Raw genomic sequence first — 15,199 nt, forward strand, 5'->3', positions numbered from 1 at the left:
GGGGCGTCCCGACCGGAACCGGGGCGCCCCAGGTGTCCGCCCGGCCCGAGACAGAAAGCCGTATTGATGCCCTCTGAGCCCGCAGCGCCCGTCGAGACTCCCGGACCCGCCGAGGACCGCACGCTGAGCCCGCACACCGGCTACACGCGCGCCCATTGGGAGGCGGTAGCGGACAACCTCCTCGCCGCCGTCGCGCCGTACGCCACCGGGGACGGCGCGCTCTACCACCTCCCCGGGGAGCACACGAGCTGGTCCGGCAGGCTCTCGGACGGCCTGGAGGGTTACGCCCGTACGCTGCTGCTCGCGGCCTTCCGCCGCGACGAGAAGGTCCTGGAGCGATACGCGGACGGTCTCGCCGCCGGAACCGCCGGTGTCTGGCCCCGCATCGAGGACCGCGGCCAGCCGCTCGTGGAGGCCGCGTCGATCGCCCTCGCGCTGCGGCTGACCCGGCCGCTGCTGTGGGACCGCCTCGACGACGGCGTACGGCAGCGGGCCGCGGAGTGGCTCGGCGACGGCCTGACGGCCGAACCCTGGCCCTGCAACTGGGAGTTGTTCCCGGTGACGGTCGGCGGTTTCCTCCAGGAGATCGGATACGAGCCCGAGGCGTCCGCCGCCGCGATCGACCGCGGCCTGGAGCGCATCGAGCAGTGGTACGTGGGCGACGGCTGGTACACCGACGGCGACGGCCGGAAGTACGACTACTACAACGGCTGGGCGATGCACCTGTACCCGTTGCTGCACGCGTGGCTCTCCGGCGACACGCGCTTGCTCGACCTGTACGGCGGCCGTCTGGAAACCCATCTGGCCGACTACGCCCGGCTGTTCGGCGGCGACGGCGCGCCCATGCTCCAGGGCCGCTCCCTGACCTACCGCTTCGCGACCACCGCGCCGCTGTGGCTCGGCGCCCTCACGGGCCGTACTCCGCTGTCGCCGGGCGAGACCCGACGGCTGTCCTCCGGTGCCCTGCGCTACTTCCTCGACCGGGGCGCGGTGGACGACCGGGGCCTGCTCAGCCTCGGCTGGCACGGCCCCGACGAGGCCCTGGTGCAAGGCTATTCGGGCCCGGCCTCCCCGTACTGGGCGAGCAAGGCCTTCGTCGGACTGCTCCTGCCGCCGGAGCACGAGGTCTGGACGGCGCGGGAGGAGCCGGGCCCGACGGACCGCGCCGACGCCGTCACCCCGGTCGGCCCGCCCAACTGGCTTCTCCAGTCGACCAGTTCGGACGGCCTGGTCCGTCTCCACAACCACGGCAGCGAGGACGTCCGCTACGACCCGTACTACACGCGGCTCGCGTACTCGACGGCGACGGAGCCGTCAGCGTCGTACGACAACAGTGTGATCGTCGGCGACGACCCGAGCCGTACGGGCATCGAGCCGCTGGGGGTGGGCGAGGGCTGGGCCGCGTCGCGGCACACGGCGGGCGGCGGCGCCCGGGTCACCAGCCTGGTCCTCGCGCACGGCGCGGTGGAGGTACGGGCCCATGTGGTGGCGGGAGCGGCACCCGGGACCGGAGTGCGGGTCACGGGGTGGACGGCGAAGGGCGAGGCGCGTGCCGAACTCGTGCCTGTCCACGGCCTGTTGGATGCGTCGACGGGCCTGGCGGGCCTGGCGGGCCTGGCGGGCCCGGCGGGCCTGGCGGGCCTGGCGGGCCTGGCCGGTCGGGCGGATCCGACTGGCCTGACCGGCACTGTCACCGGCGAAGGCTCTCTCTTCGTGGCACTCGCCCGCCTCACTGCCGAGCCGGACCCCGTTCCGCTGGCGGAGGCGGCGGCCGTACGAGTGGACGGGGCGGGGGAGTTGACGGTCGCCTGGAGCGGTGGGCGCGAGGTCCGGGTGCGGCTGGGCGACGGTGTGGCCGAGGTGCGCAGCCATACGGCCCGGGAATAGTAGACATCGCGGTTCCGCATGTGAATCGGCCGCGCCTTATGCGGCCCACCCCCCGCTGCTTCACTTCACCGGTGCACACACCTGTCTCATGAGCCTCCGTCATGAAAAGGGAGTTGTTGTCCGTGGAAGGAAGCAGCACGAACGGTGTGACGATGAGGGCGCGCCTCAAGGCACTCATCGCGGTCGGAGCGGCCGTCGCCTTACCGACGGCTGTCCTACCCGCGTCCGCCCGAGCCGCGACGAGAGCGGGCACGCTCTCGGTCGGCGCCGGGGAGACGTACGTACTGAGCGCGACCACGAGCCTGAGCGGCCTCTCCCTCGCCGAGGGCGGAACCCTCGCCGTGCCGGACGGGTACAGCCTGACGATGACGGTCGACGGCGTGGAGACAGGGTCGGCGCTCACGGCGACCCTGGCGACGGACACGGCCATCGTGCCCGGCACCTACGAGGGTGACATCGTGCTCACCGTGGCCGAGCGGAACACGGCGACGTTCGCGAATGTGACCTTCCCGCTGCGGCAGGCGCTGTACGTGGACTCCACCGGGGTGGTCTCCGCGAAGTCCGCCCTGTCGGCCGTGACCGGCGGCCGGGTGACGGACACCTCCGCGCGCAGGGTCGCCGTCGTCTCGACCGGAGAGGCCTTCGACGGCGTGTACGTGGCGGCCGGCGGCGCCTACACCCTCCGGCGGTCGACGTTCGCCTTCACCGGCAACGGGCGGTGCGACTTCGTCGGCGACGGGGCCGCCGTGGTGGGGACGGGGGCGGGGACGACGCTGGTCGTCGACGGGGTGACCATCTCCAACAAGGGCGTGGTGCGCGGCGCCGTCGTCGCCGCCGACGGGGCCGCGGTCGTCGTCAAGAACTCGACGATCCAGTGCCTCAACGGCGTCCTGCCCTCCGACTACGTGCCGGCCGGCGGCGCCAACATGCTGGTGGTGCCCTGGCGCCTCGGCATCTCCGGGAACGTTCGGGCCACCAACCTCCTGGGCACGAACACCAAGGCCACGTACCTCAACTCCACCATCGAGTCCGAGACTTGGGGAGCCTTCTCAGTCGACTCGGTCAGCAACGCGCGGGCGACGGCCATCAACTGCCGCATCGCCAACCTCGGCGCCGAGGGCTACGGCAGCTTCGCCGACGGCAATGTCGTCGAACGCATCCTGGGCTGCGAGATCGACGCCGGTACGTACGCCACCATCATCGGCGCCTCCAACGGCACCCTGTACTACGGCGACAGCACGGCGGAGGATATCGCCGCGCTCAACTCCGAGCTAGAGCTGGGCCTTTCGGACGCCGAGCTGGCCGCACTGCCCGAGCGCGCCACGAACATCGACTCCGGCGGCTTCGGCGTGATGTGGCACGGCGCCGGCACGCTGCACATCACCGGCGGGACCGTGCTCAACTCCGCGTACACGACCCTCCTCGACAAGGCCGTGCGGGCCACCATCACCGTCGACGGATCGCAGGGCGCCCAGCTGAACCCCGCGGACGGCGTCATCCTCCAGGTGATGGAGACCGACAACCCCGGCTCCAACGACGGCGTCTACACCGAGCCCACCGGCGATCCGGCCCGCGACGCGACCTTCGACGTCACCCAACTGCACGACGCCGACACCACCGCGACCTTCACCGCCATCGCCCTGAAGGGCGACTTCTACAACGCCCGGCGCAGCGGCCAGAACATGGCGCTGACCTTCGACGCCACCGAGGTCGAGGGCGTGCTCTCCGCCTCCGCGTCGAAGCACGCCGTCGACTCCATCAGCTCCGCCGAGTACGCGGAGCTGGGCCACGTCACCAACACCGTCCAGCCGGTCGTCAACAACGGTGTGCTCGTCACGCTGACCGGCGGTTCGACGTGGACCGTGACCGGCACGTCGTATCTGAGCGTGCTCTCCCTCGACGCCGACTCCACCGTCACTGCCCCGTCCGGCGGAACGGTGACGATGACGGTGGACGGCACGGAGACGCCCGTCGAGCCGGGGCGGACCTACACCGGCTCGATCACGCTCACCCCGGCATGAGGTACATGGGGCGCCCTACCGAGTGACGGAGGCGTCCTACGGAGTGACGCGAGCGATCTTCAGGGTCGTCGAGGTCGGGGACGCGCCGTTGAGCGCCGTGGTGTACGAGGGCGTGACCGGGGCGTACGCCCAGGTGAGCGCGCCGTTCGCTGACACGGCGACGTCACCGGTGATCCGGGCCCCGACGACCTTGTCCGCGCTCTGGAACTTCCCGGTCCAGTCGATGAGACGCAGGTGGGTGCCGGTGAAGGTGCCCGTGCAGGTGCCGGCCGAGCACTTGGCGTTCTTCAGGGACTCCCAGGAGACGAGCAGCCGGTCCTTGCCGTACGGGGCGACGTGGACGTTGATGTTCTCGGTGCCCTTGGCGCTGGTCAGGTAGACGGGCTTGCCCGACGGGGTGGTCTTGTTCTTCAGGAACGCCACCGCCACCTGGTGGGTGCTCGTCTTCGGCTTCACCGTCCAGCCGCGGCCGCTCGCGTCGTCCGGGTTCTTCGCGGCGGAGGCGGCGCCGCGGGAGGCGAACGCGGTGGCGTACCGGCCCGTCGAGGACTTCACCAGGTCGCCGGTGCGGCCGGCGAACGTGCCGCCGCAGTAGCCGGCCCAGCACTGCTCGCGCTGCACGACCGGCGCGGTGTCGGGCGCGCCGATGCCCGTCGACACGAACAGGCCCGAGCGCCAGTCGTCGAAGCACAGCGAGGTGAAGGCGCCGGACGTCTCGGCGTGCAGGGCGATGCCCTCGTTGTGGCTGCATCCCCAGCTCCAGCCACCGCTGAGCTTGGCCCCCTTGGAGCTGACGTACGCGAGCTTGTCGCCGTAGTGGCCGTCGGCGAAGCCCCCCGCGCCGTGCACCACGAAGTATGTGCCGTACTTGGTGCCGTTCCACGTGAGCTGGCCGTCGAGGAGCGGAGCCGTGTCGTTCGAGGCGGTGCCCGTGAGCTTCGTACGGAAGGCCTGCTTGCCGTTCTTGTAGCGGACGATCGCCGCCGCCGTCTCCTTCCACTTGTTCGTGTCGGCGACGCGGGTCAGCAGCGCGAACCCGTCGTTGTGCGCGACGAGTCCGCCGACCTCCTTGGTGCCCTTGACCACCGTGTCGGCGCCGGAGCGCTTGCCCGCCGCGGTGAGCGGTGTGACATGGATGCCGTCGGCGGCGGGCCATGCGACGCGCAGGGTGCCGTTCGGCGCCACGGCGGTGGCCGTACGGGTCCACTCGCGGCTGTTGTTGTAACCGGCCGCCAGATAGGGGAACTTGGCCGACAGACTCACGGTGGTGTTCGTGACGGTGAGGCCGGTCGTGGCCGTCGTCGCCCCGTTGGCGGTCGCGTACCAGGCCCCGGCCAGCAGGGAGGCGGCCGCGAGCGTGCCCACGACGGGCTTGCGGGCGATACGGCGACGGCGGTGCGTTGTGGTGGGTCTTGCGTTGGTCATGCCGGGTAGTCGCCGCCGACGGGCGGAAGGTTGCCCGGCATTTTCGTGGCCATGGTTCGGCGGTCGCCGAAGTGTTCGCCCCCTAGCGTTCCGCACATGAACGATTCCCCGCAGGAACACCCGGCCGAAGCCGTTCCGGAACACTCGGCCGAAGCCGTGCCGGAAGCCCTGGCCGAAGCCGTCACCTCGATGGTCGACCACGTCCTTGCCCTGGCGGCCACCTGGACGACCTGGGACGGCAAGCCCGCTCACGTCGACGACCGCGTCTACACCCCGCACAAGGCCATCCGCCGCGTCGCCGACCATCTCATCGACCACCTGGCCGAGTTGGAGGCCCGCCTCGTGGGCGAGGAACCCCGGCCCGACCACTGGCACGCCTCGGCGAGCACGACGGAGGCGGACCGCGCGCCGTTCACCCAGGAGGACCTTGACGAGGCCCGCAGCAGGCTCACCCGGCTGGCTCGGATCTGGGCGAACCGGCTGGGCACACTGACCGCCGAACAACTCGACGACTCCCCGGGCGAGGGCTGGACGTTCCGCGAACTCGCCCTCCACCTCAAGGGATCGACGTACTACGCCGATGCGGTAGGAAACCTGGCATGACCCCCTTCGCCGCGCTCCACCACGCCGACACCCCCCTCCTCCTGCCCAACGCCTGGGACCACGCCTCCGCGGCGCTCCTCGCCGCCCAGGGCTTCGAGGCCATCGGCACGACGAGCCTCGGCGTGGCCGCGCCCGCCGGTCTGCCGGACGGCGCGGCGGCGACCAGGGACCTGACGCTGAGCCTCACCCGGCGCCTCGGCGCCGGCTCGTACCTGCTGTCGGTGGACGCGGAGGACGGCTTCGCCCAAGACCCGGACGAGGTCGCCGAGTTGGCGCGCGCACTGGCCGACGCCGGAGCCGTCGGCATCAACCTGGAGGACGGCCTGGGTTCGGCCACACTGCACGCGGCGAAGATCGCCGCAGTGAAGGCCGCCGTGCCGGACCTCTTCGTCAACGCCCGTACCGACACCCACTGGTTGGGCGACGGTGACGAGCGGGAGACCCTGCAACGCCTCGACGCCTATCAACAAGCAGGAGCCGACGGTGTGTTCGTCCCGGGCCTGACCGACCCGGCCGGGATCGCCACCCTCCTCAAGACCCTCGCCGTCCCGCTCAACATCCTCTACTCACCCTCAGGCCCGACCGTCGCCCACCTCGGCGACCTGGGCGTACGCAGGGTCAGCCTCGGTTCGCTGCTCTACCGGCGGGCGCTCGGCGCGGTTCTGGAGGCGGTGGCGGACATCCGGGGCGGGCGGTCGCCCCAAGGCGCTGTGCCGTCGTACGACGAGGTGCAGGCCCTCATTCCGGTCAGGACTCCCCCGGGCCCGGCCGAGTGAGCGTCCGGGCCAGCAGGTCCGCGAACTCGACGGGGTGTTCCAGACAGCCCAGGTGACCCCCGGGGAACTCGACCAGGTCGGCGCCACTGAGTTCGGCGAGCAACACGGCTGTACGGTGCGGGAGTTGGTGCCGGGAGTCGTGCCCCGCGCCGAGGGCGAGCCGGGAGGACAGGCGCTTTAGGGTGTCCGCGTCCGGTGTGTGGGTGGCGAAGGGGCGCAGGACGTGGGCGAGGAAGATGCCCATGGGGGTGCCCCCGGTCGGGTCTTCGGGGCGGGGTTCCTGCGGCGGCCCGGGCTCCCAAGTGCGGTACTCCAGACCGGCGCTGAGGCGCGCCATCGCGGGCCCGACACCCTCCGTGCGGCAGATCTCGTCCACTTCCCCGACCATCGCCCGCTGCCGAGCCGCGTCGGGCAGCACTTCCACGGTCGGCGGTTCGTGGGCGACCACGCGCCGCAGCCGTTCCGGGTGGCGGGTCAGCAGGTCCAGGGCGACGATGCCGCCGGAGCTGGTGCCGAAGACGTACGCGGACTCGCCGTCGGGAAGCACCGCTTCGAGGAGCCGGTGGGCGTTGTCGCTCCACGCCTCCACCCGCTGGTCGCCGACCGGCTCGTCCAGCGGTCCGCGCGACAGCCCCAGCGGGTCGTACGTCACCACGGTGAACCGTTCCGCGAGGCGCGCGGTGACGGCCTCCAGGCCCATGGGATGACCGGCCCCGCCGGGGATGACCAGCAGCACGGGGCCGCTGCCGCGCACGTCGTAGGCGTAGGGCAGATGGTCACTCATCAGCGTCGTCCTTGTCGTCTTCCTTCGTCGGCGGCCAGTTCTCCAGGGCCACGTGCAGGGCGTCCAGCGCGCGCTCCCAGGACCTCTGTACGTCACGGGGGGCGCCGAAGCCGCCGATCGCTTCGAGGTTGCAGTAGCCGTGGAAGGTGCTGCGCAGCAGGCGTACCGCGTCGGTGAGGTCGGGCTCGGACAGCCCGTAGGCGCGCAGCATGCCGTATGTGACCTCGGCGGTGCGGCGGTACGTGGTGGACCCGGCGACCACGGCGGGGTCCTGCTGTGTGTGCGTGGCGCGGTAGCGGCCGGGCCGCTCCAGGGCGTACTCCCGGTAGGCGCCCGCGAAGGCGACGAGCGCGTCCTTGCCCGCGCGCCCCGCCACGGCCGTGGCGATCCGGTCGATCATCTCGCCGGCCGCGAGCAGCCCGATCCGCGCACGCAGGTCCTGCACGTTCTTGACGTGCGAGTACAGACTCGCGTCCTTCACCCCGAACTGCCGTGCCAACGCGGACACAGTCACGTTCTCGAACCCGACCTCGTCCGCGAGATCGGCCGCCGCTTCCACGACACGTTCGGTCGTGAGCCCGACGCGAGCCATGGGGACCACCTCACACTGGACTGTTACCTAGGGCGTCTAGGTAGCAGCCTAATGCAGTCTGCCTCGGCTGTGTGCGGCGAACTCCACGAACTCCGTCCAGGCGGTGGGGGAGAGGGCGAGCTGGGGGCCGCGGGTGTTCTTGGAGTCGCGGAGGTGGATGGTGGCGGGGCAGGTGGCGACTTCGACGCAGTCGCCGGAGTCGTCGCCGCTGTACGTCGACTTCCTCCAGGCGAGGGCCACTTCGACGCAGTCGTCGCCGTCGCTGCCGCTGTAGCTGCTCTTGAACCAGTTCAGCTCGGTGGTGCTCATAGCGCTCCTCGCATCCGCTGCAACAGGCTCCGGGAATCATCAGGGGTGAGGGCCTGTGAGCGCAGTTTCGCATAGCGCATGTGGAGCACACTGATCGATTTCGGGTCGGAGATGAACTGGCCGCTCCGCTGGCCCTCGCAATAGGCGAACCACTCGTTCTCCGGAGTTTCGAGTAGCCGGATGGGGCCGTCGAAACCAGCATGGACGTCGCGCGTCATCGACATCAACTGGAACTCCACGTTGCGGAGTTCCGTGACCTCCAGGATGTGGTCGATCAGCTCACGCGTGACATCGACCCCACCGGTCCGCCGCTGGAACACGTGCTCCTCCACGATGAAGCTGAACGCTGTGTTGGGCCGCTCGGCGAGCATGCGCTGGCGCTCCATGCGCGCGACGAGCTGAGCCTCGATCTGGGAGTCGGTCAGCAGGGGTACGCGCGCTCGGAAGAGGGTGCGTGCGTACCCTTCCGATTGCAGAAGCCCCGGGACCAGCCGGTTCTCGTACGTGCAGAGACTGATCGCCAGCTCCTCCAGCTCCGCCCACCTGCGGAACCATGACGCCAGCCCCTCCTCCCGCCCCGCGTACTTGTACGCCGCCTTGAGTGCCCCGAACGCGTCCAGGATCTCCTCTGCCCGCTCGACGAAGACGCGGGGTGGGAAGCGCCGCCCCTGCTCGATCGAGGCCACCGTCGACGGATGGAACCGCACGAGCGGGGCGTACGTCTCCTGCGTGTACCCCGCCCGCATGCGGAAAGCCTTGTGCACCGCGCCGAACGACTTCAAGCTGCTGGACGGCTCGGGCTCGTTCGTGATGCTGTCGTTGCTGATGGTGCTTTCGGTCATGTCGGGTACCCCCGAGTGCGTTGGTGCCAACCCCGCCAAGTCACCAAGAGTCACGCACAGTTACGCCTACTGTCCAGTCCGTGAACTCGTACGGCGCGCAGCGTACGAGTGGCGGACCTGGTCGACCGGCCCGCCCCCGGCCACCGTTGACCCATGCATGGAGACACCCGGGCCCAAGAAGCCGTCACCGTACGTACGTTCACGCAGCTCTTCAGCTGCACCCCGCGAGGGGCCCGGCTCGCGCGGCGGCTCGTCGAGCATCGGATGGAGGCGTGGGGGTTCGCGTACGACGGGAACGCGAGTCTGGACGTGGCGCTCGTTGTCGCCGAGCTCGCCGCGAACGCCGTGCTGCACGGGCGGGTGCGCGGGCGCGACTTCCGCGTACGGCTGGTGCTGCGCGACGGCCTTGTACGGGTGGAGGTGGCCGACGGGCGGACGGACCGGCTGCCTGTGTTGCGGGCGCCGGCCGACGAGGGCGGGCGCGGGCTGCTGCTCGTCGCGGCGACCGCCGAGCGGTGGGGCGTGGAGCCTCGGCCTGGTGCGCCGTACAAGGTCGTCTGGGCGGAGGTCCGGGTGGAGTGCTGATACGGAGGGCAGTCGGCTGGAACCGTGGTGAGGGTTCCAGCCGACATTGCTCCCCCGCACACCAAGCTACGCACCCGGCGCCCGCCCGAGTCTCCGATTCCCGCCCGCGGTGTCGCCGATTCGCGTCACGGAACCGGGCAACTGTCGTTTACGTCAAGGGAGATGAGGCTTCTGCGCGTGCGGGCGCGGTAGATGAGGGGCAGCCCATGAGCGACGGCGAGTTAGGCGCGTTACACGTACGCCGAGCCACTGTGGGCCAACTGCAGACCGCCGCCTCCTCGATCCTCGCGCCGCTCGCGGTGACCGCTCCGGGCGTCGACGGCTTCCACGCCGACATCGACGCGGCGGCGGTGGGGCGCGCGGCCGTGGCGCGGATCCGGGGCTCGGCGCATCTGGTCACCCGGACACCCCGGGCGATCACGTCCACCGATCCCGAGCTGCTGAAGGTGACGCTGCACCGGTCGGCGGGGCCCGCCGCCGCGGACCAGGGCGGACTTCAATCCCGGGCGCACGGCGGGGACTTCGTGGTGTTCGACATGTCGCGGCCGTACCGGCTCGCGGTCCCCGACGGCTGCGACGTCATCGCCGTCGGCATCTCGCGCACCGAACTGGGCCGCCACGCCGACACCGTGGCCCGGCAGGCGGCCCGGCGGCTGCCGGCCGACGCGGGAGCGCAGGCGGTGCTCTCCGCGTTCCTGCTGGGCCTCGGCCGGCACCTCGATGAACTGACGGGACCGGCGCAGGCGCAGGTGGGTGACGCGCTGGTGTCCCTGCTGATCGCGGCGTTCACGGAGTCCGCCCCCGGCCGGATGGACACGGAGACGGACCTGGTGGACCGCATCCGTGTCTACGCCCTGGCGAACATCTCCGAACCGTCCCTGTGCGTCGACTCGGTCGCCGCCGCGCACGGCATCTCGGCACGCCAACTGCACCGCCTGTTCCACCGCACCGGCACGCCCTTCGCGGCCTGGCTCCGCCAGGAACGCCTCGAACGCATCCGCCGCGACCTGCTCGACCCCGCCCACGACAGCCGTACGGCGGCGGCGGTGGCCGCGCGCTGGGGCATCCACGACCCACGGCACCTCGCCCGCGCGCTCAAGGCGCACTACGGCCAGTCGGCGCGCGACCTGAGGCACGGGCGAAGGGAGCCGGGGCGTCCGTCGTGATCGCCGCGGGAAGGCTACGCGTTCGGGTTGAGCCCGTTCGACAGGCCCGTGTAGGCGGGCTTCGCCGCATAGTTCTCGTCGTACGGGAGGGCGGCGCCGTATCCGCTGAAGGTGCCCGGGATCCACGAGTACTTGTCGCTGACGCCCCACACGGTGACGCCCGCGCAGCGCGGGACGCCGAGGCAGTTCTCGCTGGCCGTCTTGTAGTCGGCGGACTGCTGGGCGAGTTCGGCGGAGGAGGCGGGGAGCGGGATGCGGATGTCGAGCTCGGTGACGGAGACTTCGAGGCCGAGGTCGGAGAACCGCTTCAGGTTCGCCTTCATGGTGGACGGCACCTGCCCGACCACGAAGTGCGACTGGAAGCCGATCCCGTTCAACGGGACGCCGTCCGCGAGGAGTTGCTTGGCGAGGGCGTACAGGGCGTCGCTCTTCGCGTTGTCCGCCTCGATGCTGTAGTCGTTGATGTACAGCTTGGCGGCGGGATCGGCGGCGTGCGCCCACTTCAGCGCGTTCGCGATGTACCCGGTACCGAGCTTGTCCTGCCACAGCGAACCGCGCATCGAACCATCGTCGTTGAACGCCTCGTTGACGACGTCCCAGGCGTACACCTTGCCCTTGTAGCGCCCGACCTCGGTGTCGATGTGGCTCTTGAGGATCGAGTTGAGCTCGGACGCCGAGAAGTTCCCGTTCTTCAGCCAGGACGGCAACTGGGCGTACCAGGCGAGCGTGTGCCCCCGTACTCCTTGGCTGTGCGCGCTCGCATGGGCGACGAGCCGGTCGGCGGCGGCCCAGTTGAAGGATCCGCGGGTCGGCTCGACGGCATCCCACTTCATCGCGTTCTCGGCGGTCACCGAGTTGAACTCCCGGTCCAGCACGCTCGTGTACGCGGAATCGGAGGTGAGCGGTGTGTCCCCGACGGCCGCGCCGATCTTCACGCCGCGCCCGTCCGCGTACCCGCGCAACGTGGTGGCGGCGCTGGCGTCGGGCGTGAGCTGCGGCAACGCGACAGCCGCCGCGGCGACGAGCACGCCGGCGGCGACGAGGGGGAGGGGACGGAGGCGACGGCGACGCCTGTGTGCGGGTGAGTACGGCACGGCTGCTCCTCTACTCCTTGCGAAGTGGGATGGGGGGTGTGCGGGTGCGGTGCTTTCCCCTGTGTCGCCGCTGTGCGCGGAAAGGTTGCCGCGGGCCGGCATCCAGTCGCGGCGGGTTCCGTCACTCCGGGGGTGGATCTTCGGCACCCAGTGAGCCCAGCGCATGGCCCGGCGTACGGAGTGGTCGTACGGGCGTGCGGATGCTGGGCTCATGTCCACCCTCACTTCCCGGCATCCGTATCGCTCGCGCGTGGGGCGGGTCGCGTCGGCCATCGCCGCGGCGCTGGCGCTCGTCATCGTCCTGCCCGGTGGGGCGGTCGCCGCGCCCGGCGATCTCGACTCCACCTTCGGCAGTGGCGGCAAGCTCACCATCGACCGTGGCTACTTCGAGGAGGGGCAGGACGCGGCCCTCCAGCCCGACGGCAAGATCGTCACCGTCGGCACCGACCAGCAGGCCGGGTGGCTGACGCCCGATTTCTCCGTGACGCGGCACAACGCCGACGGCAGTGCGGACACCTCGTTCGGCGACGCCGGCGAGACGGTCACCGACTTCGGCGGTGGCACGGACCAGGCGCAGGCCGTCGCGCTCCAGCCCGACGGAAAGATCGTCGTGGTCGGCCGCACCGAGGTGCTGCCGGAAGGCGAAGGAGGCTGCTGCTGGTTCACGGTGGCCCGTTACACGGCGGCCGGCAGCCTGGACACCACCTTCAGCGGCGACGGCTGGGTCCGCGCCGACTTCGGCGACAACGGCTCCTCGGACGCCCAGGCGGTCGCGGTGCAGCCCGACGGGAGGATCGTCGCCGCGGGCCAGACCGGCGGCCGGTTCGCGGTGGTCCGCTACGACACCGACGGCAACCTCGACACGAGCTTCGGCGGCACCGGCAAGGTCGTCACCCCCTTCGACCAGGGCGCGCTCGGATACGACATGGCGCTCCAGCAGGACGGCCGGATCGTGGTCGCGGGCTACACCGGAAGCACCGCCTTCGACTTCGCGCTCGTCCGCTACAACACCAACGGCGGCCTGGACACCACCTTCGGCACGGGCGGCCGCGTGATCACCGACTTCGGCGACTACGACGTGGCACAGAGCCTCGGCGTCCAGCCGGACGGCCGGATCGTCGCCGTCGGATACAGCGGCGGCGACTTCGCACTGGCCCGGTACACCACCAGCGGCGGCCTGGACGCCACCTTCGGCACGGGCGGCAAGACCACCACCGACCTCGGCGGCAGCGCCGACCGGGCGAACGACATGGCACTCCAGTCCGACGGCCGGATCGTCGCCGCGGGCATCAGGAACACCGACTTCGCCGTGGCCCGCTACAACACCGACGGCACTGTGGACACCGGTTTCGGCACGGGCGGCCGTGCGGTCACCGACTTCGGCTACTACGACGAGGCCCGTTCCGTGGCCGTACAGTCCGACGGCCGGATCCTCACCTTCGGCAACACCGGTGACGACCGCGCGATGGTCCGCTACCTGGGCGGCAACGGCACTCCGCCGCCCCCGGACCTGTCGGTCACCAAGTCCGGTACGGCCACGGTCGGCATCGGTGACCGGGCCACCTACACCGTGACCGTCACCAACAACAGCACCACGACCGCCGCCACCGGCGTCGCCCTCACCGACACGCTCACCGGCCCCGCCGCCACGGTCATCTCGGCCACGCCCGGCCAGGGCACCTGCACCACCACCGCCACCGGCGCGAACTGCTCCCTGGGCACGCTCGCCGCCGGCGCCCACACCACGGTGACCGTCGTCGTCGAACCCCGCGCCACCGGCACCCTCACCGACCGGGGCACGGTCACCGCCACCCAGACCGACCCCACCCCGGGCAACAACAGCGCCACGGCGACCACCACCGTCAACAACAGCCATGGCTGCACCATCATCGGCACCAGCGGCAACGACACCCTCAACGGCACCTACGGCAACGACGTGATCTGCGCCCTCGGCGGCGACGACACGGTCAACGCGAGCTTCGGCAACGACACGGTGTACGGCGGTTACGGCAACGACCGCCTCGACGGCAGCTACAGCGACGACACGCTGAACGGCGGCCCCGGCAACGACAACCTGATCGGCAACTACGGCAACGACAAGCTCAACACCGTCGACAGTGTCTCCGGCAACGACACCGCCAATGGCGGCCTCGGCACGGACACATGCACGACGGACACGGGGGACACACGGATCAGCTGTCCCTAGGGTGCATCAGGGCACATGAGGGCGCATCAGGGCACAACAGCGCGGGGCCCGGACCGGTCGGCGGTCCGGGCCCCACTGCTGTCACTCCCCGGCCGTGCCCTCAGCCATTGACCCCCGTGTAGTGGCGAAGGCTCCAGTGCCACAGCAGGCGGGAGCCGAGGTAGGCGGCCAGGCCCAGCAGCGGGGAGCCGGCGGCCAGCCAGTACGGCACCCCCGAGTCGCCGCCGTGACCGGTCAGCACGGACACCGGGAAGTACGCGACGAAGGCCAGCGGCAGCCCGTACGTGAGGAAGCCGCCGACCGCGCGCGGCAGCACGTTGAGCGGATAGCTGCCGAAGGTGCCGAGCAGTTCCTCCAGCCAGCGGCCCCAGTAGTCCGCGGCGGGAAAGCGCAGCGAGGCACAGGCCACCGCCGTGAACAGCGCCGCCTCAAGAAGCATGCCGCCGAGCACGCAGACGACGAGATACGAGATCCGGGCGGCGTTCCAGTCCAGGTGACTGCGGCCGATCGCGCCCGCCATCAGGCCGGCCGCCACCGTCAGGTCGCCGATCGCGTTGGTGGGGAAGTGGGACAGCTGGAGCTGGCGGTAGACCGGCATGGGACGGACGAGGTACGTGTCGATCACGCCCTCCTGGATGCGGTGGCCGAGGCCGTGCACGCGGCCCAGGAAGAGCACGAAGAGACCGTGCGCCACCAACCGCGTCGCCGCGATCAGCAGCACGTCCTCGCTCGCCCAGCCGCCCATCCCGGTGAACCGGGTGAGCAGCACCGTCGCGAACACGATCACCGACACCTGCCAGACCGCGCCGATCGCGATCATCATCAGGAACTCGGAGCGGTACTCCAGCTGCGCACGGAAGTTGAGGCGCGTGATGCGCCACACCACCCGCCAGGGTTCCAAGGACATGG

General features: G+C 70.8%; 14 protein-coding genes. 7 read left to right on the plus strand and 7 right to left on the minus strand.

The annotated features are described in order from the left end of the window. Positions 1–66: 66 nt before the first annotated feature. Positions 67–1,887: a DUF2264 domain-containing protein gene (locus tag OG975_RS37180; RefSeq protein ID WP_406333834.1), complete on the plus strand. Its 1,821-nt coding sequence runs from the start codon at positions 67–69 to the stop codon at positions 1,885–1,887. A 122-nt stretch (positions 1,888–2,009) separates the two neighbouring features. Next, entirely contained in the window at positions 2,010–3,908 is a 1,899-nt protein-coding gene (locus OG975_RS37185) for a hypothetical protein (protein WP_406333835.1), read from the plus strand. A 36-nt stretch (positions 3,909–3,944) separates the two neighbouring features. On the opposite strand, the gene OG975_RS37190 is transcribed toward OG975_RS37185, so the two are convergent. After that, positions 3,945–5,333, minus strand: coding sequence for a hypothetical protein (locus tag OG975_RS37190; protein WP_406333836.1), 1,389 nt, complete (start codon positions 5,331–5,333; stop codon positions 3,945–3,947). Between the two features lie 189 nt (positions 5,334–5,522). Between OG975_RS37190 and OG975_RS37195 the strand changes: the two genes are divergently transcribed. Both OG975_RS37195 and OG975_RS37200 read left to right on the plus strand, forming a co-directional pair. Beyond that, on the plus strand, positions 5,523–5,936 hold the full coding sequence (locus OG975_RS37195; protein WP_406336638.1) for a hypothetical protein: 414 nt from the start codon (positions 5,523–5,525) through the stop codon (positions 5,934–5,936). Then, the gene (locus OG975_RS37200) at positions 5,933–6,712 is read left to right on the plus strand and encodes an isocitrate lyase/phosphoenolpyruvate mutase family protein (RefSeq protein ID WP_406333837.1); all 780 of its coding nucleotides are present in this window, start codon (positions 5,933–5,935) and stop codon (positions 6,710–6,712) included. The genes OG975_RS37195 and OG975_RS37200 overlap by 4 nt, the downstream gene beginning before the upstream one ends. Here the strand turns inward: OG975_RS37200 and OG975_RS37205 are convergent. From OG975_RS37205 to OG975_RS37220, 4 genes are read right to left on the minus strand one after another with little or no spacing between them, the layout of a single operon-like run. Further along, complete coding sequence (locus OG975_RS37205; protein ID WP_406333838.1) at positions 6,684–7,496, minus strand: alpha/beta fold hydrolase; 813 nt, start codon at positions 7,494–7,496, stop codon at positions 6,684–6,686. The two genes, OG975_RS37200 and OG975_RS37205, sit on opposite strands and share 29 nt — an antisense overlap. Next, positions 7,489–8,088: a TetR/AcrR family transcriptional regulator gene (locus tag OG975_RS37210; RefSeq protein WP_406333839.1), complete on the minus strand. Its 600-nt coding sequence runs from the start codon at positions 8,086–8,088 to the stop codon at positions 7,489–7,491. The genes OG975_RS37205 and OG975_RS37210 overlap by 8 nt, the downstream gene beginning before the upstream one ends. Before the next feature lie 48 nt (positions 8,089–8,136). Further along, the gene (locus OG975_RS37215) at positions 8,137–8,397 is read right to left on the minus strand and encodes a DUF397 domain-containing protein (protein ID WP_406333840.1); all 261 of its coding nucleotides are present in this window, start codon (positions 8,395–8,397) and stop codon (positions 8,137–8,139) included. After that, positions 8,394–9,239: a helix-turn-helix domain-containing protein gene (locus OG975_RS37220; protein ID WP_406333841.1), complete on the minus strand. Its 846-nt coding sequence runs from the start codon at positions 9,237–9,239 to the stop codon at positions 8,394–8,396. The genes OG975_RS37215 and OG975_RS37220 overlap by 4 nt, the downstream gene beginning before the upstream one ends. Positions 9,240–9,392: 153 nt before the next feature. Here OG975_RS37220 and OG975_RS37225 point away from each other — a divergent pair, with 153 nt between their 5' ends. Then, a complete protein-coding gene (locus OG975_RS37225; protein WP_406333842.1) occupies positions 9,393–9,824 on the plus strand; it encodes an ATP-binding protein in 432 nt (143 codons plus the stop codon). 251 nt (positions 9,825–10,075) lie between these two features. Further along, a complete protein-coding gene (locus OG975_RS37230) occupies positions 10,076–10,990 on the plus strand; it encodes a helix-turn-helix domain-containing protein (RefSeq protein ID WP_406333843.1) in 915 nt (304 codons plus the stop codon). Positions 10,991–11,004: 14 nt separating this feature from the next. On the opposite strand, the gene OG975_RS37235 is transcribed toward OG975_RS37230, so the two are convergent. Continuing rightward, positions 11,005–12,084: an endo-1,4-beta-xylanase gene (locus OG975_RS37235; protein ID WP_406333844.1), complete on the minus strand. Its 1,080-nt coding sequence runs from the start codon at positions 12,082–12,084 to the stop codon at positions 11,005–11,007. Between the two features lie 211 nt (positions 12,085–12,295). Here OG975_RS37235 and OG975_RS37240 point away from each other — a divergent pair, with 211 nt between their 5' ends. Then, positions 12,296–14,290 (plus strand): calcium-binding protein, encoded by a 1,995-nt coding sequence (locus OG975_RS37240; RefSeq protein WP_406333845.1) that lies wholly within the window; start codon positions 12,296–12,298, stop codon positions 14,288–14,290. 100 nt (positions 14,291–14,390) lie between these two features. Here the strand turns inward: OG975_RS37240 and OG975_RS37245 are convergent, their stop codons facing one another. Next, positions 14,391–15,197, minus strand: a complete 807-nt coding sequence (locus OG975_RS37245; protein WP_406333846.1) for an ABC transporter permease — start codon at positions 15,195–15,197, stop codon at positions 14,391–14,393. Positions 15,198–15,199 lie beyond the last annotated feature (2 nt).

Source organism: Streptomyces sp. NBC_00203 (assembly GCF_045206325.1).
In the GTDB taxonomy this organism is placed as follows: domain Bacteria; phylum Actinomycetota; class Actinomycetes; order Streptomycetales; family Streptomycetaceae; genus Streptomyces; species Streptomyces lutosisoli.